Raw genomic sequence first — 23,703 nt, 5'->3', positions numbered from 1 at the left:
AGGGGGCTTTTTTTGTTGATAACTACCTAGTTATCCATAACAGAAAGAAATATATACTTTCGTAAAAAACGACAAACTTCTTCCGAACATGACTGGGTTTCACCCGGGGTAGGTAATCAAAATCACTCACATCAACCCTGATAAGGGTTGAACCCACTTCGGGGTGCAGTTCATATTGAAACTCCGCTGGACTTTTGGGGTTTGCCATTTTATAACTACATCAAAATGATTTTCAGACTTTTGAGACATTCTCGTTGATATCTGATTAATGTATGATTTGTAGTCATAGACCGCGATAAAAAGCCACGGATCCCGATATATATTGTTTCAATGCATATTTCATTTGTTTACATTCTTAATTCGTTTTAATCGATTAAAATTTCGTTTTAAGGTCATAAGATGAATAATGAGGGACGTCTTGTTTTTATCTTTGCTTATGGAATTTATGTTTATTCGTGAAAAGGCAAAAGTATTCTGTAATCAGTTCCGATCCTGGTACGTTCGTGTAATTAACAGATTCTAATATATAAGTGTAATTTTAAATCTATGATGCCTATGAAATAAAGAAGTTAACTGTAAATCATAAAAGAAAGACGGCAGATGTTACAGCATCTACCGTCGAGTCATTAAGTAAACACACGTAACATTTTAGTATTCACTTAAAACATAAACAAAGATATGAAAAATAAAACTTTGTTAGACAACTTTATTGCCTTTTTTTCGCAACGCATTAAAGTCTTATTGAAAATTCCGCTCTGTATCTCTCTTCTCTTTGTTTTTCAGTCGATAACGGCTACATCCGAGGTTAATAATCCCATTATTCCCCAACAAGGACGTACTATTACAGTCTCTGTGACAGATAACCTGGGACCGGTGATTGGTGCGAATGTCATGGTTAAAGGAACCACTACCGGTAATATTACCGATCTGGACGGTAATGCTACTATTGAAAATGCGCCGGGTAATGGTGTATTGGTGATCTCCTATATTGGTTATGTCACCCGTGAGGTGGCGATCAATAACCAGGCAGCAATCAGTGTGACTTTAGCAGAAGACTCCCAAGCGCTTGATGAAGTCGTGGTAGTGGGCTATGGTACCCAGCAGAAAAGAGACATCACAGGTTCTGTTGCCGTAGTATCGGCCGAAGACCTTCAGGAACAGCCTTATGCTACTTTCGCGGAAGCTTTGCAGGGACGTGCATCAGGGGTGTATGTCTCTTCAACCGGTGCTCCCGGTTCACCCACGACTATCCGTATCCGTGGGGTCGGCTCTGTGAACGGTTCTGATCCGTTGATCGTGGTAGACGGTGTATCTGGTGTTGATATCGACGCGGTCAATCCGAATGATATCGAAACATTCCAGGTATTGAAAGACGCCTCTGCAACAGCTATTTATGGTGCGCAGGGTGCAAACGGTGTTATCATTATCACCACCAAACAAGGAGATAAAGGTGGCCGTGTGCGTATCACTTACAATGGATACATCGGTACCTCTAAGATGGCCAACAGCGGGTATGACCTGTTGAATGCCAATGAAGCGATGGAGTTTGTAGGCAAGGGTATGGTGAACCTGCGCGACTATCGCGGATTAACGACTACACATGCACAGTTCGGTTCTTTGGATGAGAACGACAGACTGACCATGCCTTACGCTATCAAACCGGCCGGTTACTCCGAACAGGATATTATCAACCAATACGGTAGCGTAGCTGCATGGGAAGCCTCTTATAGAGATGATGGTACCAACTCTTGGTCGCGTTCTGCCTATGCACAAATGAAGTTAGACGGTTATTCCGAAGAAGTAGCGCTTGCCGGAACAAACTGGTACGATCAGGTGACTCAGTCGGGTTTTATACAAGACCATCAGCTGGGTGTATTAGGAGGTAACGATAAAGGCTCTTACTCCCTCTCTGTCGGTTATTCTACCCGTGAAGGAACAATCAAGAACTCATTCTTTGATCGTTATACTGCTCGTCTGAATGCCGTATATAATGCGACCAGATACCTGACACTTGGCGCAAATATGAATGTCGCTGTGATGGAAATGGGAGGTGAACGTGGTTTTCAAGGTGATGACAATGTGTTTGGTCAGACCTATACGACTCAGCCATGGATTCCGGTTTATAACATAGGTGGTGATTACGCAGGCACACAGGCTACGGAAGGTGGGCGTGCCAACCAACCGGTGATGACTGTAGCACATGCAAAAGAAGACTGGAGTAAATTCTTACGCGGACAGGCTTCTTTCTTTGCCGAACTTAAACCGATTGAAGGGTTGACCGTCAGATCGCAATTTGCGACTATGCTGAATGGCGGATGGACTCTGGCTTTCTCTGAACGGAATATATTCTCCAATAAAGAAGGGCGAACAAACAACCAACTGGAGGAAACATCTATGTTTCGTTACGATTGGCAGTGGACCAATACCGCTTCTTATACCCGAACTATTGCCGACGACCATAATGTAACGGTAGTAGTCGGAACAGAAGCCTTGGATCAGAATAATGGTCGTTCGATGACAGGAACACGTATTGACTATGCGTTTGAAAACGATCCGAATACCTGGACTCTGAACAATGGCTCCAGCTCAAACCAAAGTAATAGCGGGTATATGCAAAACCATACGACCATGTTCGGTTATTTTGGCCGTGCCGACTACTCTTATCAAGGGAAATATCTGGCTACGGTAAGTGTGCGTCGTGACGCCTCTTCCAAATTTGGAGAAAACAACCGTTGGGGAACATTCCCTTCTGTCTCTGCCGGATGGCGTATTTCGGATGAAGCTTTTATGGAATCGACCAGAAACTGGTTGGACGACTTGAAGCTACGTGCCGGTTATGGTACGACAGGTAACTCGAATATCGGCGCTTACAACTATGCGTTCCGTTATGGTACAGGCGCCTATTATTCCTATGGCCGACCAGGTACGGATAGTGATTTAACTACCGGTTATGGAGTAACTGCGTTGGGTGACCCAAATGCCAAATGGGAAACAGTTCGTTCCTTGAATATTGGTTTTGATGCGACGGCATTTAACAACAAATTGACTCTGGGTTTTGAATGGTACACCAGAAAAACTACCGACCTCTTACTGGATGCCAACTGGTCTTCTCTGGCCGGGATGGCGACTTTCCCCTCTGTCAACTTTGGTGATATGCGCAACGTGGGTACCGATCTAAGCATCGGTTATCGCGATCGAATCGGTAATGTAGGTTTCAATGTCAATGCAAACATCTCCACGTATCGCAACAAGGTGCTTAATGCAGGTGTATCCAACATCTTCTACAGCACCCGTTTGGCCAATATGTCGGTGATAACGACAGGTCAGCCGGTGGGCGTATTTTATGGATATGAGGTAGATGGTATTTATAAGAGTGAAGCAGATGTCACAAACTACAAGAATGCAAAAGGCGGAAGCGTTTTGCCATTCGGTATTGCTGCTGAAGAAGACTTAGACACATCCGCTTTCGTTGGTCGTTATATCTTTAAAGACCTCGATGGAGACGGTCGAATCACAGCCTCCGACCGTACCGTCATCGGTAATCCTCATCCCGACTTTACCGGAGGTTTGAATATCGGTGTCAACTGGAATAATTTCGACTTAAGCACCTACTTCTACTTCTCAGTAGGCAATGATATCTTCAAGATGTATGAATATTATACCCACTATGGTGCGCTTCAAAGTAACTATCATAAGGAGCGGGCAACCCTTTCATGGCACCCGACAGAAAACCCGAATGGGAAATACCCGATGTGGGCCGGTTCGGCGTATGAAGGAACGGAAGCACGTGACGAATCACACTCGATGTACATTGAAGACGGATCATACTTACGGATGCAGAACCTGACACTGGGTTATTCACTACCGCGCAATATCCTATCAAAGATCGGATTAGAAAGAGTCCGTTTCTATGGACAGGTCTCTAATGTCTTTACATTAACAGGCTATACCGGTCTGGATCCTGAAATCAGAAGTACGATTGATAATCGTGCAAGCGACAGAAATAAGGGTGTTGACTTTGGTGCCTATGGCTCTCCCCGCCAGTTTATCTTTGGGGTAAATGTAGGCTTCTAATCCTATTGTATAACAGCTAAAAAAATAATTAGATCATGAAGAAAATATATGTATATATAATAGCCGCTGTCACCTTATCCATGACTGCCTGTTCTGATTTTCTTACGGTAGATCCGGTAGGAGCGGTCGGTGAGAGTTCGTTTACAACTAAAGAAGGAGTAGATCAGCTGCTTAATGGTATGTATGGAGCAACGCTTTATAGAAATAGTGCCGGAAATGCTCTTTCCGCCGGTATTACCAACTATACCTACGGGGATGTTTTGGGTGGTCAGGCCAATAAAGGCTCTGCAGCTTCCGATCAACCTGCTTTTACCAGCCTGGAAGTGTACACGGTGACGGTAGATAATGCCTATCTGCAAAACAAATGGAACAGAAGTTATGATGGGGTCTATCGTGCCAACTCCGTGATTAGTACAGCCAATAAGATTCAGGAAGAATTAAGTGCAGTTCAGGGTGAATCCAAAGATTTTTATACCGAAGCAATCGCTCAGGCGCGGTTTATGCGTGGACTTTCTCACTTTGAAGTCGTCAAATTATATGGAGCAGCTGTTCCCTATGTGGGAGATGAGGACTATGAGGCTTCTGTCAATCCACAGGTTTCCAATGTTGATGAAGGTGGTAACTACATCTATATCTGGGACAAGATAATAGCCGATTTCCAATATGCGTATGACAACCTTCCTAATGTTTGGACTTCCGATAAAGGGCTTCCCAACAAATGGGCTGCTGCCGCATTCCTGGCCAAAGCGATGTTATATCAATCCTCTCCCTATGACGGATTGAATGGGACGTCTCCCAACTATGCCGCCGTCAGATCATTATTGGAAACGATTATTGCCAATGGTGTAGATAATAACAACAAAAAGTTTCAGTTGGCAGAGACGTATGAATCACTTTGGACTGCCGGTGAAAGCGACTGGACAGGAGAATCGGTGTTTGATGTTCAAACAGTGATCTCCGGAACTCAGGCTACGACCAACTCCTTGTGGGGAGATTCCAATACCGGTATGACCGGAGCGTTAGGTACCGGCGGGTGGGGATTCTATCAACCCTCTTATGAAATGGTTAACTCACACATTGTCAATGCAGATGGTCTTCCGTTATTGGATAAGTCGTACCAAAGTATGAATTCTTTAACACAAGTGGGAGAAGATGGACATCCGGTGACCGATTTGACGGTATATACCGACCCGCGCTTGGATGTGACGGTAGGACGTTTTAATGTACCTTATATGGATTGGAGTATACCTACAACGATTGAAGGCTGGATACGTGAACCTTCCAATGGTGGGTATTATATGAATAAAAAGCCGCAACCCAGAAAAGCGGATAAAGGAAGTCTGAGTATCAATACGGTCACTTCATCGACAGCCAAGAACTACCATATGATCCGTTATGCCGATGTATTGTTAATGTATGCCGAATGTCTGATAGAAACCGGCGACTTACAAGAGGCACGAACCTATATCAACCAGATACGCGCTCGTGCGGCTAACGGTTATATCAGCGCAGTAGATGCTGCGACTATGGAGCCTGCCACATCCTCTTATGTATTGGAAGACTTAGTAACGGGAACAACCAAACCGAATGCTGCGGCCAATTACCGTATCGGTTTGTATCCCGAGTCTCAGTTTACCTCAAAAGAAGACGCTCTTGCGGCATTACGTTTTGAACGTAAAATAGAGTTAGGTCTGGAAGGCCACTGGTGGTATGACCTGGTACGTTGGGGTATTGTTGTCAATGAGATAAACAACTTCCTCAAGTTTGAATCACAACATTTAGGTAAGTATTCCACGGCAGTCTATAATTCAAAATGGTATACCATGCCGTTACCATACAATCAGATCGTTAAGATGGAAGGACTTTTGGTTCAGGATCAACGGTGGCAATAATAAGGCAATAATTGTTTAGGTCTACTTCAAACCACACATAAGGTATTTCCATTCATTCTAACATAAACACCTTATCAGGTAGGCATATTATTGCTAAAAGGGATGAGCTTTGCGTTACGGCTCATCCCTTAAATTCCTTTCATATCTGTTTGGGTACGAATAACGTTATTCTTTAGATCTTTTACAAATGTAATGAAATTTAATCCATAAAAAACCGGAACGCCCCATTGCTTTATTTGAAGCATTGCGGATACTTTTTCGTTAGAGGTACGTCTAAACGAATTTAGACGTACCTCTAAAATGATTTACACGTACCTCTAAATGAATTTAGACGTACCTCTAACAGAAAACGGAGGTAGGTATAACAAAAAAAGGTTGCAGATGATGTTATTATATCCTTGGGATGGCGTAGGAAAAGTATGTAGACTTACCAAAAAACAAACGTTGGGGTATAAAATATGCTACTGAATCAGTACCGAAATGTAGATGTTTTTCAAGTTTATGAATAATACTTTTACAATTGTCGAAACATCTTCAACTATTCATCAACCGGTATTCATTGGGTGTCGATCCTGTACTTCTTTTAAATTGGCGGGAGAAGTGTTGCGGGTATTGGAATCCTAATTCGTAGGCGATCTGACTGATTGTTTTATCTGTTGTCAATATCTGTTCTTTGGCAAATTCCATTGTTTTGCCCTGTATGTATTCTTGTGCTGATTTACCAGTCTCCTTTTTGATGAGGTCTCCGAAGTAATTGGAGGATAGGAAGACTTTATCAGCGAAGTATTTAACAGAGGGTAGTCCCTTTTCTTGTGCTGTTTGCTTCTGGAAATATTCTTCCAGCAATTTTTCGAATTTGACGATAATATCTTTATTGATATCACTGCGGGTGATGAATTGCCGTTCGTAGAACCGCATACAATAATCGAGCAGTAATTCAATTTGTATGGTAATCAGTCTCTTGCTATGGTTGTCGATAGCGTGTTCGAGTTCCATCTGTATTTTATCTAAACAGTCGGTGACGATATGTCTTTCGCGTTCGGAAAGGTGTAGGGCTTCCCTTACTTCATAGGAGAAAAAGGTATACTCTTTGATATGTTTACTCAGTGATGTTCCGCGGATCAGGTCGGAATGGAATAAGACACCTCGTGCGGTGGGCTGTACGACTTCATTATCGTAGTCGATGCTTGATACCTGTCCTGGGGCGAGGCAGACAATTGATCCGTCACTATAATCATAATATTGACGGCCATATTTCATATCGCCGCATTTGGTGTCTTTGAGGAACAGGGCATAAAAACCGAAATTTATCCGGACATTCTTCATTTCTTTTACTTTCGTAAAATCTACGATGCTTACCAATGGGTGCAGTGTTTCGAATCCGAACAGCTTATTATACTGGTCGATTGTGTCTAATTTGATGATCTCGTCCATAAGATGATGCTTTATTTGATGCAAAGATAAGGTATCCTTTGGAGTATTATTCATCCATAAAAGCGAATCCGTAATATGGGTATGACTATCCGTAATTTGTATACAACGGCGGTTTTATTTTCAAAATACCTTTGCGTTAAATAATTACTACAGATTTGATTTTTAATGTTTTAAAAGGAACGATAGGGCATGAATTCAAAAGTGATAATAAAAAGATTGTTGTGGAGTATGGTGTGTTTGCTGTTTATTCAGTTTGCATCGGCGCAGGAAACGGAAAAGAAGGTCAACCCGGTTTATATCGGTGGTGTTATAAACGCCACCACGAAGGGTATATCTACTATTCCTAATATGACCTTAGGTAAGCCTGCGCTTGTTGTTGATCTGATGGTCGGGCAGGGGAGATTGAGTTTTAAACCTCAATTCCGTTTTGCCTTGGAGGGAAAGCCCTGGTCGTTTACTTTTTGGGGGAGGTATAAGTTGTTACAGAATGAGAAGTGGCGTGTACATATCGGGGCACATCCCGCTGTTGTTTTCCAGTATCTAAAGGTTACGGAAAACGGTTCTTCGAGAGATATCATCCGGGGTAACCGCTATTTGGCGGGTGAAGGGGGTGCAAGTTATTCATTGACGAAGAATATAAGTGTAGGCCCTTATTCTATTTATTCACGTGCGATGGAAAAGGACTTAGTGAGAAACACGTATTATCTGACGATGTGGGTAAACTTCTCCAATATCTGGCTTTCGGAGCAATATTCGATGAGTTTTAATCCTCAGATTTTTTATGTGAAGATGGATAAGCCCCATGGGTTTTATGTAGCGGCAGGAGTCACATTGAGTAAGAAGGATTTTCCTGTTTCGGTCTCCGGGTTTATTAATCATAAAATTAAGACAGATATTCTGGTCGGCAGCAATCTCTTATGGAACGTGAGTGTATCTTATTCATTTTACAATGAATTATTTGCCGCGAAGCGGAATCGCTGAGAGGATATTGCTCCGTGAATAAGTGGAGGTGTGATAGAATGGCATCGGGTGGTTCCAAATGAGGAGATTCAATATTTAATAATAAATAATGGAATTATGACAACAAGATTATTGGGAAATAGCGGGCTTAAGGTATCTGCCGTCGGGCTTGGCTGTATGGGTTTTACACAAAGTTATCCGCCTTATCCGGACAAGAAAGAGACTATCCGTATTATTCGGAAAGCAGTGGAGTTAGGCTATACCTTTTTTGATACGGCTGAGGTTTACAGCATGTACAAAAACGAGGAGCTGGTAGGCGAGGCGCTTGAGCCTTATCGTGACCAGGTGGTTCTGGCTACTAAGTTTGGGTATGACCTGGAGCATGTACAAATGGACTCAAATAATCGTCCGGTTAATTTGTCGAGTCGCCCCGAGACGATCCGTAAGGCTATAGAAGGTTCGTTAAAACGACTCCGGACGGATCATATTGATCTTTATTATCAACACCGGGTAGATCCGCAGGTTCCGATTGAGGACGTGGCGGGTATGTTGGGCATTTTAATAAAGGAAGGCAAAGTATTGCATTGGGGATTGTCTGAGGCTTCGGCTGCTACGATCAGGCGCGCTCATCAAGTGTGTTGTGTTACTGCAGTACAAAGTGAATATTCAATGTGGTACAGAAAGCCGGAGGAGGAGTTGTTACCTGTTCTGGAGGAACTTGGTATTGGTTTTGTTCCTTTTAGTCCGCTGGGGAAAGGTGTATTAACCGGTGCCTTTAATAAGGATACGCAGTTCGATCATTCCGACTTCAGAAGTTCGATTCCCCGGTTTAATCCTCAAAACCTCTTACAGAATTTAACTTTGGTTGAGTCTATTTGTGAATTGGCAGAGCAGAAAGAGACAACACCTGCCCGGATCGCCATAGCCTGGTTGCTCGCTCAGAAGCCATGGATTGTGCCTATACCAGGAACAAAGAAAATCGCACGACTCATTGAGAACGCCGGGGCAGTAGATATCACTTTCACATCTGATGAATTGACTGATATCAGCAATCATCTTGATCATATCCGAATTGTAGGCGAGCGTTATCCTGAAGAACAAGAAATGCTTACCGAAAAATAACAAGTATCTTTTATCATTTAATACAAATAATTATGAACACAAAAGTTGTAGCTGCTATATTTTTTTTCTTGTCATTAAGTGTTTTACATGCTCAGAATACAAATACTTTGCCGAAAGACAGAGTCGTGTTAAGTGAAGATAAACATGAGGAGTTATTCGGCCGTCGGAGTATTCCGGAAACAGATCCTGATTTTGAATTTAAGGATCTTATGACAAAGTTTATTTTTGGTGAGGTGGCTTTTACCGGGAATCTGGATGATCAAACCCAGGAATTGATGACGATAGTAGCTTTGGCAACCAACCAGATGTTGCCGCAGTTAAGAGCGCATACGGGTTCTGCGTTGCGTATTGGTGTTGAACCGGTTCAGATTAAAGAGGCTATTTATCAGTGTACTCCTTTTATTGGCTATTCAAGAGTCCTAAATGCCCTCGGCGTGATCAACGAAGTCTTTAGGGATAATAACATCACTCTACCTTTAGAAAGTCAAAAGACGATTACTGATGAGGCACGATTAACTAAAGGGACTGAGATTCAATCATCTATTTATGGAACGGGGATGAGAGATCGATTAAGTGGTTCATCGGACAGTTTGGGTGAGGCTGTTTCCCGTTTTTTGACGGAATGGGGATTTGGGGATTTCTATACCCGGACGGGGTTAGACCTGCAAACACGGGAATTGGTGATATTGATAGCTTTGTCCACTCTGGGGGGAACAGAGATACAACTGGAATCTCATGCCAGGGGAAATATTCGCGTAGGCAATAACAAAGATACGATGATCTCGGCATTGATACAGTGTTTACCACATATTGGATTTCCCAGGGTGTTGAATGCTATTTATATTATTCAGAAAATAGAAGAATAAAGGACTTTACTCTTTGCCTGTATAGGCCTGGTTTACCGAACTGCATCCTATTTCACTTTAAAGCCTATTTTTTTCGCTTTGTTCAGAAAGGTGAAATAGCTTCTCTTATTATTTGGTTCTTTTACACCGAGTAATCGATCGATCTGTGGAATTCTGAAGGCAAAAACAGTTCGGATTTGTTTGGTTTATGTGTGCGATGTGGTTGATAATCTACAATTTAATATATAAGTAATAGGATAACAACAAGTACAAAAATGAAAAAAGTAATTAGTAATGCGTTTTTTGAAGGTGAGCGTCCTTTGTTTGCTACCAACGGTATACGTCTTGAAAACGTAAAGTTTTATCCCGGCGAGTCGGCCATTAAGGAATGTCATGATGTAGCGGCTTATAAGTGTGAGTTTATGTGTAAGTATCCTTTCTGGCATAACGACAATGCGGTGATCGAGGACTGTTTGTTTACCGTGTACAGCCGTGCGGCTATCTGGTATTCCAAAAATATCCGTATGCTTAATAGCCGGGTGGAGGCGCCTAAGATGTTCCGTGAGATAGATCACCTTTATCTGGAGAATGTCAAACTGACCAATGCCGGTGAAACGATGTGGAATTGCCGCGGTATGAAATTACGGAATGTGGATGCCCGTTGTGGGGATTATATCTTTATGAACGGGGTGGATATCGACATTGACGGTTTTTATCTGCAGGGGAATTATTCGTTTCAGGATGCGAAGAATGTGATTGTTCGTAATGCGAAGCTTGATTCGAAAGATGCTTTCTGGAAAACGGAGAATGTGACGGTGTATGATTCGGAGATCAATGGCGAGTATCTGGGCTGGCATTCGAAGAATCTTCGGTTGGTGAATTGCCGGATTTCCGGTACACAGCCGCTTTGTTATTGTACGAATCTGATTATGGAGAACTGTACTATGGCTGAAGATTGTGATCTTGCGTTCGAGTATAGCACATTGGAGGCTGTAGTCAATGGCTCTATTGTCAGTGTAAAAAATCCGACAAATGGTTTCATTCAGGCTGATCGTATTGGTGAGGTTATTATTGATGAGAACTGCAAAAATCCGGGCGGTTGCCGGATTAGCGTTGAGAAAGCAGAGAGTGTTGCCTCATGAAATACAATTTTGATGAAGCAGTAGCGCGGAGGGGATCGAATTCGTATAAGTGGGATACGATCGGGGAAGAGGATGTGTTGCCGATGTGGGTGGCCGATATGGATTTTCGGACTTCTCCGGCTATTGTTAACGCTTTGGCGAGACGGGTGTCGCATGGGGTATTCGGCTATACGAAGGTACCGGTGGCGTATTATGAGGCGGTAACGGGTTGGTTTGAGCGGAGGCATCATTTCCGGATAGATAAGGAGTGGGTCCTTTTTACATCCGGAGTTGTTCCGGCATTGTCGGCTGTTATCAAAGCATTGACCAAACCGGGTGATCAGGTGATCGTACAGACTCCGGTATATAACTGTTTCTTTTCAAGCATCCGTAACGATGAATGTGAAATGGTTGCCAATCCGCTGATCTACAAAAATGGTGTATATAGTATCGATTTTGATGATCTGGAGCGGAAAGCGGCAGATCCTAAAGCTACACTATTGCTTTTATGCAGTCCGCATAATCCGGTTGGCCGGGTATGGACACGTGAAGAGTTGATGCGGATCGGTGAGATCTGTCTGCGTCATCATGTGGTGGTTGTCTCTGATGAAATTCATTGCGATCTGGTTTATCCGGGTCATACGCATATCCCTTTTGCTTCGCTTGGCGGGGAGTTTCTTTACAATTCGGTGACTTGTACGGCTCCAAGTAAGACATTCAATCTGGCAGGTATACAAGTGGCGAATATTATTGCGGCCGATGAGGAGATGCGTCGTAAGATTGACAAGGCTTTGAATGTCAATGAGGTGTGTGAGATCAATATTTTTGCCGTGGAAGCGCTGATTGCTGCTTACAATGAAGGCGACGACTGGCTGGAGGAGTTGAAGGTTTACCTTTATGAGAATTACCGGATATTGTCTGATTTTTTCCGGGAGTATCTACCTCACTTAAAGGTTCTTCCTTTGGAGGCTACTTATCTGGTGTGGGTCGATTGTTCGGCACTGCAACAAAGTTCCGAAGAAATTGCCGGGTCGTTACTTCGTCAGGAGAGGCTTCGGATAAACGAAGGGACTATGTATGGTGAAGCGGAAGAAGGTTTTATACGGATTAATATAGCTACTCAACGTGAGAATCTGGTCAGGGGATTAAAAAAGATCAGGAATATATATGGATAATAATCACTGAATGTAGAATGGGGAGATGGAAATTAAATATCCTCTTTGCTTACTTTCTGATATATGTCGTCTGGGGCTCCACCTATTATTTTATAAGTGTAGCTCTTCGTGGTTTACCCCCGTTCCTTTTGGGTGCATTTCGCTTTACTGCTGCCGGATTGATTCTATTGATATGGTGTTATTTCCGGGGTGAGCCGGTTTTCAAAAAAAGCTTGATCAAGAAATCTGCTGTCAGCGGTATTGTATTGTTATTTATTGATATGGCAGTTATTATGCTGGCACAACGTTATGTCAGCAGTAGCCTGGTGGCTATCATTGCCAGTTCGACAGCGATCTGGATCATGGCATTCGATATTCCCATGTGGAAGAGAAACTTCCGGAGTGTATCGGTTATAGCCGGTCTTGTTATGGGCTTTTTAGGTGTTATGATGCTTTATGCGGAGCAATTCCGGATAGACAGCCTGACGGGAGAACACCGGGAATATGGTGTTTTGTTGTTATTCTTCGGCTGTATTTCATGGGCGTTGGGAACTCTTTACACCAAATACCGTTCATCCGGGGAAGAGGAAGTGAATGCTTTTGCCGGCTCGGCGTGGCAGATGTTTTTTGCCAGTGCGATGTTTTGGATATGTGCTTTTTTTAATGGTGATATGGTAAATACGGATCTGCAAGCTGTCCCGGTAGTTTCATGGTTATCATTGGCTTATCTGATCGTGTTCGGATCTATTATGGCTTATTCTGCCTATATATGGCTGTTGAAAGTACGTCCGGCGACCGAGGTTGGTACGCATGCGTATGTGAATCCGTTTGTTGCTGTTTTTCTGGGGATGACTCTTGGAAAAGAGGAGGTCACCTGGATACAGATAATGGGGCTTATTGTCATATTATTGAGTGTGATGCTGATCAGTAGAGAGAAAAACAGCGATGAGCTTGTCAGCAAATAAATAGGGACTTCAGTCCCCGACAATTCCTTCCTTTTATCAAATATTGTAGATATTGTATCATTTTTCTGAACATGATATTGCCGTAGTTTTGATTTATTTGTATTGCCTATATCCGCTTATTCTATTACAAAGAAGAAATATGCCTAAATGTTATAGAGAAACGATGTGATGCAATTAATCATATCTGAACGATATTGTAACCTTGCCATGTAATACTTAATAATTATAGAAAATGAGAAAAGGAATATTATTAAAGGCCACTTTTGCCTACTTGTTATTGACAGTATTGATTTCCTGTGGTGAACGCGCAAATATAAAACCTGTTGGATTGACTTGCGAACATATGGAGAATCCGGCCGTGTTGGATATTCAAACACCTCGTCTGTCCTGGATAAATGAAGCTGTATCGGATCAGATAAAAGGGGAATACCAAAGCGCCTACCGGATATGTGTCGCATCAAGTAAAGATAAACTGTTAAGCGATGATATTGATATTTGGGATAGTGGTAAGGTTTTATCTTCCGACTCATACCTTGTTTCGTATCAGGGGAAATCATTAGAGTCGACTAACGATTATTATTGGCGGGTGATGGTGTGGGATAGTCGTGATACCGCCTCTCCATGGAGTGAAGTAGGGCATTGGGGGATGGGTTTACTCGCTGCCAACGAATGGGAAGCCAAATGGATCGGGGCACCCTGGCAGGGTGAAGCGCCTAAGCGGATTATAGAACCTCGGCCGGCTGTTGTACCTGGTGCGCCACGTCCAAGAGTCCAGCAAGTCACTTATCCGTCACATCCGGCTCCTCTTTTCCGCAAATCTTTTTCGCTTAAGGGTGAGGTAGCTTCTGCAAAAGCATTTGTTACAGGTCTGGGCTATTTTGAATTTTACTTGAACGGGAAGAGAGTAGGGGATGATTATCTGGTACCCAACTTTACCAATTATAGTAACAGGGATATGATTGAGGTGGCGCCTATTGCCATTGATAATAATTTCCGTGATCACCGGGTGATGTATTTGGCTTACGATGTAACGGATATGTTGAAAAAACAAGAGAATGTAGCAGGGGCAATCGTGGGTGATGGGTTTTATGATTCTACATCGCGCTGGGTGGCCTCTTTCGGCTCACCTCGTTTTCTTTGCCAATTGGAAGTGACTTATAAGGATGGCTCAAAGGAACTGATTTGTTCGGATGAATCGTGGAAAGTGAAAGAGTCTCCTATCGTCATGAATGGGGTGTATGATGGTGAGATTTATGATGCGACAAAGGAAACAGCGGGATGGGCAACGGTTGATTGTGACGATTCGGGATGGCAAAATGTAGTGCTTCGTCAGGCGCCGACAGGGAAAATGACCGCGCATACCGCTCCAACGGATAAGATCGTGGAAACGCTGCAACCTGTCTCGTTGACAAAATTGGAAGATGGTACTTACGAAGTGGACTTCGGCGTGGAAATATCGGGATGGATTCGTCTGAAAGGTATTCGGGGGAACAAAGGGGATACTTTGGATGTGAAATATATTTGTGAATCGCCTCTTGGGGTACAGAAATACATCTTCAATGGCACAGGAAACGAAACGTATGCACCGCGGTTTACCTGGTATGTTTTCAGTAAAGCGATTATCAGCGGGATTAACGAACTGACTTCGGATATGTTATTGGCTGAAGCTGTCAATACGGATGTGCCGGTAACTGCTGAGTTCAAAACCTCGAATGAGTTGTTCAATAAGATAAATACGATCTGGCAACGCAGTCAGTTGGATAATATGCATGGAGGTATTGTGAGTGATTGTCCGCATCGGGAACGTTCGCCTTATACGGGTGACGGTCAGGTGGCTTGTGTGACTGTTATGTATAATTTTGATGCGGCGGCGTTGTATCAGAAATGGATTCGCGATATGAATGACGCTCAAAATGTAGAAACCGGTTATGTGCCGAACGGAGCACCTTGGCAACCGGGTTGCGGAGGTGGCGTCGCTTGGGGATCTGCGATGAACATTATGCCATGGGAGTATTATGTACATTATGGCGACAGAAAGATGTTGGCGGATAATTACCAGGCGATGAAAGATCAGGTTAAATATATGCTTACCTGGTTGACCAAAGATGGAACGATGTATTCTCAACGAACAAATATCAATTCGACTCAGCCTAATTATTGGATGAATCTGGGTGATTGGGTGAGTCCGTATGAAAACCCGTCGGAGGAACTGGTGCATACCTTCTATTTGTGGCGTTGTGCTGATTTTACTGCCAGGGCTGCCAAAGCATTAAACCGGAATGAGGATTATTCTTATTTTTCCAAGGTAGCAGGTGATGTTAGGAATGCATTTAATAAGAAGTTTTATGATGCAGAAAATAAGACGTATGGCGACTATGGCAGCAATATTTTCGCGTTAGTTGTCGGTGTGCCTGAAGATCGCTATGAGGATGTGAAAAATACGCTTCGTAAAGAGATCACAGAGACGTATGGTGGACATCTGCATACGGGTATTTTCGGTACGCAGTTCTTTTTTGAAACGCTTGCGGCGCATGGGATGAATGAGGTGGCTTATGAAGCGATGAATAAACGTGATTTCCCCAGTTTTGGTCATTGGATTGAACAGGGTGCAACGGTGACATGGGAACATTGGGATGGGAGAGGTTCTTTGAATCACCCGATGTTTGGTGGTTCGCTTACCTGGTTTTATCGTACATTGGCAGGGGTGAATACGGATGAGAATGAGCCGGGTTTCAGACATATCATCGTAAAGCCTGTTATTACAGCAAAGATGGATGATGTCTATTATTCCAATAAAATACCATATGGTAAGGTGGTGTCTGAGATTAAGAAGAAGGGGAATGGCTTGGAAATGAATGTGACTGTTCCGGTAGGTAGCCATGCGACAGTATATATACCCTTGCAGAATCCATCTGCTGTAGTAACGGAAAGCGGTCGGGCTCTCGCTGGTTCTTCTTTTATGGAGGAGGTCGGAAATGAAAATGGATATAAAGTGGTCAAAGTAGAACAGGGAAAATATACCTTTGCAGTTCAATAAAATAATAAAGTAGAAAGAAGTATCATGAAGAATAGAATAAACAGGCTCTTATTAGCCTTAGTATTTGTCATCACCTTTTTACCGGCAATAGCACAACACGCTATTCAGGTAAAGCCGGTTGATGGTTTGGAAAATAATGTATTTATGTATCGCGATACTACCCGGAATATCGATGGGAGAGGGAGTATGAATGCACCCATGTTTATGATTTACCCGGATAAACCGCTTAATGAGGCAGAGGCCAATGCATTAATTCATGAGTTGAGTCTGGACAGTTTGGTTTTTAAATATGCCGGTAGTGTCGGTGTCATTAACCCCGTGGGGAAAACATATCATGCAGAAGCGGACTTGGATGCATATATCGCTTTCGTAAACCGTATGCGTTCGATCTCTAATCTTAAAATTTTAGGGATAGGGAATGGTGCGACATTTGTGAATGATGTGATTTCACGAAATGCGGGTGAGGTTGCCGGTATTTTTGTTTATGGCGGAAAGATAACAAAGAAAACACCGTCGGATATTCCTGTTCCGGCCTATATCAGTGGCGGAGATAGAACGGTTGCCGCACATTATATAAAGGCCAATAAGGCTAAAGAGGTTGCGAAAAGTAATCAACATCTTATTTATGCCAATGAAGATGAGCCGTTGCAACAGGTTGTTCTTCATTTAGATAAGAAAACAACGCTGAAAGAGGCTGTTGCTGATGCCTGGAAGAATTTATTATCAAAGAATTACCGGTTCAGCAACTACAAACATACAACTTATATGGGCGGTAAATTCGGAGAATATGGCAATTATGAGTTGGAACCTTATTTGATGTTGGACGAATTAGGGGTCACCCGAAAAACAGTAGTTAAAACACTCAACGAATCACGATTACCGGGCACCAAAGCGTTCTTTTGGTATGAATTTATACCTGAAACAACGGTGAATGCGCCGAAACAGTCTGTTCCTCTGGTGGTTTTATTGCATGGGAATAATAATGATAACCGGACTCAAAGTGAAACCAGCGGTTTTATTGAAGTGGCAGCAAAGGAACATTTCATCGTGGCTGAGATCGAATGGCAGGGAGCAGGCACTTTTCCTTCTGAAGGGTTTTTAGGGTTGGATGGTATCGAACTTGTGGTAGAAGAGATCATTCAGAATTATCCTCAAATAGACCCTTCTCGGGTGTATGTACAGGGACTTTCTGCCGGAGCAATGACTTCTGCAGCTTTGGGGATAAGAAAAAGCCATCTGTTTGCTGCTGTGGCAGGGCATTCGGGGGCGATATTCGACCGACCTGTTTTTGGTTATACCTATCAAACCTTGTTGAATGAAGCAAAGCAGAAAGCAGGATTTGTAGAAACACCCTATTTTTTGATTACGGGAACGGACGATGACGTCATTGCTTTTCCCAATAAAGAAAACTATAAGGATAACTCTTTCTTTAACGCCATACGTCTTTATCAGCAAATGAATGATCTTCCTGAAATAGAGATCGATTTTAACGTTGATCCTGTTTTGGGGATAAAACTACAGGATCGGGAAACTATATTGACAAATAAACATATGACACTGGAAACCGGAAAACTCTACAAAAAGAATGTTCCTTTAATCCAATTTACTGCAATCATGCATTATGGGCATTGGAATTATCGTCCTGCGGCACAGATGATGTGGGATTTTTTTAAACAGTTTTCACGAGATCCGGAGACCAGGAAACTGATTTATCATCCTAATAAATAGTATCGGAGATACAGGGTGTAGATATCGTAAGGGAAAGTATTTGTGAGATTTATCGAGCCATTCCCCCATTGGAAGGAGGGGTGGCTCGATAAATATTATATCCAGAAAGGGTTTTCAACTTTTGCTCTATCTGACTTTGTCGTTCTATCAAAACTCACGTTAAATAGATTCACCCGAGTTTATTTCTTAAACGGATCTCCTTTCGGACTTTGGCTCAATACCCATCGGAAGGCATTGATGAAAAGTAGTTTTTGCGTGGCATCGGTGAATTCGTCATCACCATGTCCCATGTTCAGGTAGATCATCCGGTAGTTTTTGTTGGTCCAGACAATCGGGAAGTCGCCGAAGTTGACTACATCTTTGATGCCTAAGGGGTAGTTGTCGGGAGATAATGAGACTAAAACTTCTACATCTTTGTTTTCTCTCGGACTGGGATTCCATTGATACCATTCACTTTCGGGAGCGATGAAAGAGACCGGCAGGTTTTTAGTTACCGGGTGTGATGTATTGTCCAATGTCAGCTTGACCGGTTGAGGGGGCCAGTTGTTGCAATAGAATACGCCACCTCCGAGGAATTGCACAAGCCACGGCCATTTGGTGTTTTTGTCGTTATAGGCGGCTACATGGAAGCCCATCCATCCTCCACCATTTTCCATATACCGTTCGAATACATCGCGTTCTTCTTTTTTATTGGGATAACCGTCCAACATGACTACAATATCGTATTCACTCAGTTTTTCATAGGGATATTCTGAGAAATCGGTCGTGACATCCAATATAAAGCCATTTCCGTAGTTTAATCGTTTAAAGAATTCGACTCCTTGCAACGCAAAGTCAACATGTGCTTCTTCGGCATGATGGGTATAATAAACGAGTGCTTTAAACCGGGGAGCGCTGGCGTAGTTCGCCGGATAGTTATCGGGGATTTGTGCTTTCATCGTAGTTATGAAAACGAATGAACAAAGTAGGACAAATCCGGATAGTAATAGTTTCTTTTTCATGATAAAGTAGTTATGAATATAAATTATGAATTATGAGTTGTGAATTATGGATGAGATGGATGGATCGTTGAATGATGAGTTTAAATAAGTGTCTTTTAATTCATCATTAATCATTAATCATTCATCATTATTTTTCTGACGCCCATTGGATCGCATTAGAAAACATGGTGGTGAAATCAGAGGTTTCATATAGTTTATTGCTGTGACCGATTAGGAAATAGACGTTCCGCGCTGCCTTATGCGGATTTACCCAAACGACCGGATGATCACCCATTTTGATATCGGATGCGGGATTGTAGCTCGACTCGTCTACAGTAGCCAGTACATGAACATTGTTGCGAGGGTTTTTATCGAAAGTATACCATTCGTCATCAGGGATAACAAAAGAAGTATTGACGCCTTTCATCACCGGATGAGATTGATCTTCTACCTGCATGGTTCCATCGGCTAATTCGGCGATATAATTTTGAAAACGGATACCTCCCATAAAGTCAGAGAACCATTGCCACATCGGATAACCATCGAATTCACCGAGTAGTGTGGCATGATGGAACCCGATCCAGCCCCCTCTACCTTTATCGATGTATTTGATAAAGGCGCTCTCTGCCTCTTTAGTCCAGGTATAGGGCGGATAATCGAGTTGGATGATTAGGGCAAACTGAGCCAGATATGCTTCATCGATCGGTTTGGTGTTGTTAATTTCTGTGAGTTTAAAATTCATGATTTTCGATTGCTCTTCCAGCCATTTGATTCCTGCATCGGTGAAACCGCCATGTTGTCCGCCACGTTCGGTAAGAACAAGTACATGAAACGAAGTATTACTTTTCGTTTCATTCGGTGATTCATCTGCTTTTGGGGATCTGTTCATCTGGCATGCGTTAAACAGGATGATTATGAACAAGAATAAATAGTACGTATTTTTCATTGTATTCTATTTTGAGATTAATATTCAACAGCTAATGTAATCCATTTTCCGGCTGAAGTCACCCATACCTCTTTGTAACAGGCATTATTTGTTTGAGGCCAATAGGGGATATCTTCATTATCCAACGAGCGTATCCCAACAGGCATTGCCCCCATGGTTTCACCGGAAGAGAAATTATCCAACTGAGGATAGTTATGCCCTTCACCATAGATCAGTGATTGTCCGAACGGGTTTTTGCCGACTGTCCAATAGAGTTGTTCCCGACCAATTTGCAACAGTTCTTCATCTTTCAGGAATTTGCCGCAAAGAGCCGCTGCTTTTCCGGTAGAAAGGTGAATGGCTGTGTTGCCGTTAAAGATACTGAACCATACGGGGAAACGTTTCATATAATGTTCTTTATCGAGTTGAACACCTTTTTGAACCTGTTCGGTGTATAGTTCCTTGGCATTTTGGGGAGGGAAAAGATGTAACCGGTAAAAGCTGACAGAGTCTTTCGGCTCATCGATATGATAGACACCACTGGATAACATACCGTATGGAGCGGTATATTTCATTAATCCTTTTAAATAGTTGCCATACAAACGGATTGATTCGACCCAACGGTTGTAATCGGGATGTTGAGGTTGTGTTTCACACAATAACGTGATGGCTTGCATATAGACCTGTTCGCGCGACTGATGGATATAATGTACGATGGATTGACGCGACTTATCCCGATAGAAGAATCCACAAGTTTTATCTTTATTTCCTAATGCTTCTGTACGTTGGCAATCCAATGTGAATTGGATATATTCTGTAGCCAAGCGGGCATATTCAGGGTCTTTCGTTAATTTGTACAACATACTTGCAGCCCATGAGATGGTTGCCATATATTGACTTTCGGACGTATTATATCCATGTTCATAAAAATGGATGAATTCACCGTAACCCACCTCTTCATGCCTTTTCATGGCGAAATTGAAATCTTCCTTAGCCACCCGCTGGAGATACTCTTGCAACATCGGGTCACGATCAATACTCATTGCTGCATAGGCTTCATATCCGGCATAGAGGAAATTGTTGAAAGCAAGGTTTTGTACCCGTACTGTATTGATATCATCAAATGTATCGAACACGCCGTCTTGCCAGATAAGTAACCCGACACTACTTGCGCGATAGCCATCGCCATAACGGTTTTTCAAAATGAACTCAAGTCCCCATTCGGCCTCTTCCAAAAGGCGTGCAGCTAATAGTGGGTTTGTTGCTTTTAGTTTATTGTAACCTTCAAGTAGTGCATAAGTAACATCTCCCGTCTGAAGGGTTTGCTGAGAAAGGTCACCGGCATCGTGCCATCCACCGGCATACGATCTCTTTTCTCCGTTATGAACAGCACAGAGATCGGTATGGCATGTGCCGTGTTTGCCCGGGACAGGATATCCGCAACGTTGACAAAAGATAAAATTAAGTACTTTCCAGTAGGAGTTTTCCCAGATTCTATCGCCGATTTGGAATGCTTCGGTTTCAATATCTCCCACTTTTATTTTATAATTACCTGGCTGGTTGAATGTGCTGAAGTCGAGCGTGCGAAATGTTCCGATTGTTGTTTGTTCTTGTTTGACTGTGCCATTGAATACGGAGCGATTGGTTTGAATGTCGATCAACTCGAAACGATTATGGTGTTTGTGTTTTTCGATATTGATAATGGCTGTTTTTTTGTCGCCCGTCATATAACCTGTTGTGGAATAGCTAATTCTATTGGTGCCGGGTTGCCATCCGCTAACAATTTCAGGATCTTCTACCTGTTGCAGTTCTATTTTATCTATATAGTAAATACATGAATCTCCGGTAGTACGGTCTTTTCCTTTCAATGAGACGCCAAAGCTGATTTGTTTCACCTTGTCGCGCTGGTATTCATCAAGATCCAGAAACAGATGATTCCATTGGTTATTGACCAGATTGATTAAATGTGAGCCCGATGTCCGGTTGGTCCCGGGTTTTTTAGGACCGTTTTCATTTTCAAAAGAGAGGTTTAGATTAACAATACGTGCTCCCTCACAATCGGGGTAGATCGAAAAGGCTATCCGGTTATATTTTTCCCAGTTGGCGCCGTTTAGATCCAGACTGATTCGGCTGTTCCCGTAAGTGGCATAGTCGGGGTCGGAGGGAGGACCTTGTGCCCGCTTTCCGGTAGCGGTGGGGTATTCCATTTTCAAACTACCGTTTCCCGAAACAGTAGGAGTTGTTGTATGACTTATTTTACCGTAACCGGAATGTTTCCAGTGGTCGATTGTTTTCATATCGGAAACAGACTCACGATTGATGATTCTTTTTTTCAACCCATTGGCTTCAAAAGAGCGGCTGTCGTCCAATGGCAGTGGGCTGTGGATAATACCCGTTTCGATAATCGCTTTGGTCAGATCGTAACTTTGAGAGAGTTGCGATTGACCAAAAGCGATTACCTTGCAAAGGCAGAGGCTGAAAATGAAAAGATGAATTCGAGTTGTCATAGTCTTTTAGATCGATTAACAGGGTCTTTATGTATTTTATAAATTATCAGGAACCTTAAAACCTTTTCTTAATGTTGTAACTCCTTTACTTGGAAAATCTTCAGGAACTTCTTGTGTGACTTGTCCGGTTGCCGCCCATTCGGCGCCTCTTAACAAGGTGACTTGGAACCCGGTACATTCCATGGAATATCTCAGCTCCGGATCATTTCCGGCATGTCCCATCAGGGTGACAAATACCTTTCCTTTGCCGTAATTAACGGTCCATAACATCGGTTCGTGTCGGGTGTTATCCCCTTTTACGTCGTAGGTGGTGGCTAATACCTGCATATTTTTAGCCGGTCCACGCATTTTGGCATATAACTCGTCTTTGAAATGCAGCCATTCCACCGGTAGTCCTTTTAAAATCGGATGATCAGGCTGACGATGCGTGATCGTAAAAGAATGTTGTAAACCGTGATAACCGGAACTGCCCGGAGCATAGTCGTATACAATCCGGCCCTCTTTCCAGTACACATAGGGACCGTCTTTTTCATTTCGACCTCCCCATCCACCCATACCGGCGATTTCATTGAAAGCCGGCCAGTCGGAGAATGGGATGACTGAGGCATGGACTAATACGACGCCACCACCATTGGCGACATACTCTTCAAAGCTTTTTCTTGTTTTTTCGGAGAATGTCTTTCCTCCATACGAAAAGACAACAAGGTCATATTTCTTGAAGTCGGGATTGAATGAACTGATATCTTCATTTCTGGGCGGAGTGATAGCCATATCGACACTGAAAAGACCACTGTTTACGAGAATTTGTCGCAAACCATCACTGCCACCTTCCCACCAATGTGCCCCTTCTTGCCCTGTAACAATCATTGTTTTTATTTTTTTCTGGGCAAAAAGCTGATCCGAACAGATGCAAGTCAGTGAAAAGATGAATAGTGTAAGAAGAACTTTCTTCATAAAGC

14 protein-coding genes and 1 pseudogene are annotated in these 23,703 nt (G+C 42.8%); 10 read left to right on the top strand and 5 right to left on the bottom strand.

Going from position 1 to position 23,703, the window contains the following annotated elements:
• Nucleotides 1–678: 678 nt before the first annotated feature.
• Nucleotides 679–4,074, top strand: coding sequence for a TonB-dependent receptor (locus M2135_RS13590; RefSeq protein WP_280749064.1), 3,396 nt, complete (start codon nucleotides 679–681; stop codon nucleotides 4,072–4,074).
• Nucleotides 4,075–4,109: 35 nt separating this feature from the next.
• Nucleotides 4,110–5,966 carry a RagB/SusD family nutrient uptake outer membrane protein gene (locus tag M2135_RS13585; RefSeq protein WP_280749063.1) on the top strand — a complete coding sequence of 619 codons (1,857 nt, stop codon included), beginning with the start codon at nucleotides 4,110–4,112 and terminating at the stop codon, nucleotides 5,964–5,966.
• 534 nt (nucleotides 5,967–6,500) lie between these two features.
• Here the strand turns inward: M2135_RS13585 and M2135_RS13580 are convergent.
• Complete coding sequence (locus M2135_RS13580) at nucleotides 6,501–7,400, bottom strand: AraC family transcriptional regulator (RefSeq protein WP_280749062.1); 900 nt, start codon at nucleotides 7,398–7,400, stop codon at nucleotides 6,501–6,503.
• Nucleotides 7,401–7,589: 189 nt separating this feature from the next.
• On the opposite strand from M2135_RS13580, the gene M2135_RS13575 reads away from it, so the two are divergent.
• The 8 genes from M2135_RS13575 to M2135_RS13540 all read left to right on the top strand — a co-directional run bounded on the left by M2135_RS13575 (nucleotide 7,590) and on the right by M2135_RS13540 (nucleotide 18,332).
• Complete coding sequence (locus M2135_RS13575; protein ID WP_280749061.1) at nucleotides 7,590–8,381, top strand: hypothetical protein; 792 nt, start codon at nucleotides 7,590–7,592, stop codon at nucleotides 8,379–8,381.
• A gap of 96 nt (nucleotides 8,382–8,477) precedes the next feature.
• Nucleotides 8,478–9,482, top strand: coding sequence for an aldo/keto reductase (locus M2135_RS13570; RefSeq protein ID WP_280749060.1), 1,005 nt, complete (start codon nucleotides 8,478–8,480; stop codon nucleotides 9,480–9,482).
• 32 nt (nucleotides 9,483–9,514) lie between these two features.
• Nucleotides 9,515–10,348, top strand: coding sequence for a carboxymuconolactone decarboxylase family protein (locus M2135_RS13565; protein ID WP_280749059.1), 834 nt, complete (start codon nucleotides 9,515–9,517; stop codon nucleotides 10,346–10,348).
• 254 nt (nucleotides 10,349–10,602) lie between these two features.
• Nucleotides 10,603–11,469: a DUF3737 family protein gene (locus M2135_RS13560; protein WP_280749058.1), complete on the top strand. Its 867-nt coding sequence runs from the start codon at nucleotides 10,603–10,605 to the stop codon at nucleotides 11,467–11,469.
• The gene (locus M2135_RS13555) at nucleotides 11,466–12,623 is read left to right on the top strand and encodes a MalY/PatB family protein (RefSeq protein WP_280749057.1); all 1,158 of its coding nucleotides are present in this window, start codon (nucleotides 11,466–11,468) and stop codon (nucleotides 12,621–12,623) included. Before M2135_RS13560 ends, M2135_RS13555 begins: the two co-directional genes overlap by 4 nt.
• A 17-nt stretch (nucleotides 12,624–12,640) precedes the next feature.
• The gene (locus tag M2135_RS13550; protein WP_280749056.1) at nucleotides 12,641–13,567 is read left to right on the top strand and encodes an EamA family transporter; all 927 of its coding nucleotides are present in this window, start codon (nucleotides 12,641–12,643) and stop codon (nucleotides 13,565–13,567) included.
• 232 nt (nucleotides 13,568–13,799) lie between these two features.
• The gene (locus M2135_RS13545; RefSeq protein WP_280749055.1) at nucleotides 13,800–16,604 is read left to right on the top strand and encodes an alpha-L-rhamnosidase N-terminal domain-containing protein; all 2,805 of its coding nucleotides are present in this window, start codon (nucleotides 13,800–13,802) and stop codon (nucleotides 16,602–16,604) included.
• A gap of 24 nt (nucleotides 16,605–16,628) precedes the next feature.
• Complete coding sequence (locus M2135_RS13540) at nucleotides 16,629–18,332, top strand: PHB depolymerase family esterase (protein ID WP_280749054.1); 1,704 nt, start codon at nucleotides 16,629–16,631, stop codon at nucleotides 18,330–18,332.
• A 179-nt stretch (nucleotides 18,333–18,511) separates the two neighbouring features.
• Here M2135_RS13540 and M2135_RS13535 read toward each other — a convergent pair whose 3' ends face one another.
• From M2135_RS13535 to M2135_RS13520, 4 genes and pseudogenes are all read right to left on the bottom strand, one after another.
• A complete protein-coding gene (locus M2135_RS13535) occupies nucleotides 18,512–19,270 on the bottom strand; it encodes a ThuA domain-containing protein (RefSeq protein ID WP_280749065.1) in 759 nt (252 codons plus the stop codon).
• A 190-nt stretch (nucleotides 19,271–19,460) separates the two neighbouring features.
• Nucleotides 19,461–20,138 (bottom strand): annotated as a pseudogene (locus tag M2135_RS13530) (ThuA domain-containing protein); the annotation flags it as partial.
• A 137-nt stretch (nucleotides 20,139–20,275) separates the two neighbouring features.
• Nucleotides 20,276–22,744: a glycoside hydrolase family 9 protein gene (locus tag M2135_RS13525; protein ID WP_280749053.1), complete on the bottom strand. Its 2,469-nt coding sequence runs from the start codon at nucleotides 22,742–22,744 to the stop codon at nucleotides 20,276–20,278.
• Between the two features lie 36 nt (nucleotides 22,745–22,780).
• A complete protein-coding gene (locus M2135_RS13520) occupies nucleotides 22,781–23,698 on the bottom strand; it encodes a ThuA domain-containing protein (RefSeq protein WP_280749052.1) in 918 nt (305 codons plus the stop codon).
• Nucleotides 23,699–23,703: the final 5 nt, after the last annotated feature.

Origin of the sequence: Parabacteroides sp. PF5-9, from assembly GCF_029893105.1 — a bacterium.
Taxonomy (GTDB): Bacteria; Bacteroidota; Bacteroidia; order Bacteroidales; family Tannerellaceae; genus JARXWG01.
The sequence above is the reverse complement of the archived record's forward strand: the minus strand, read 5'-3'. Positions and strand labels throughout refer to the sequence as shown.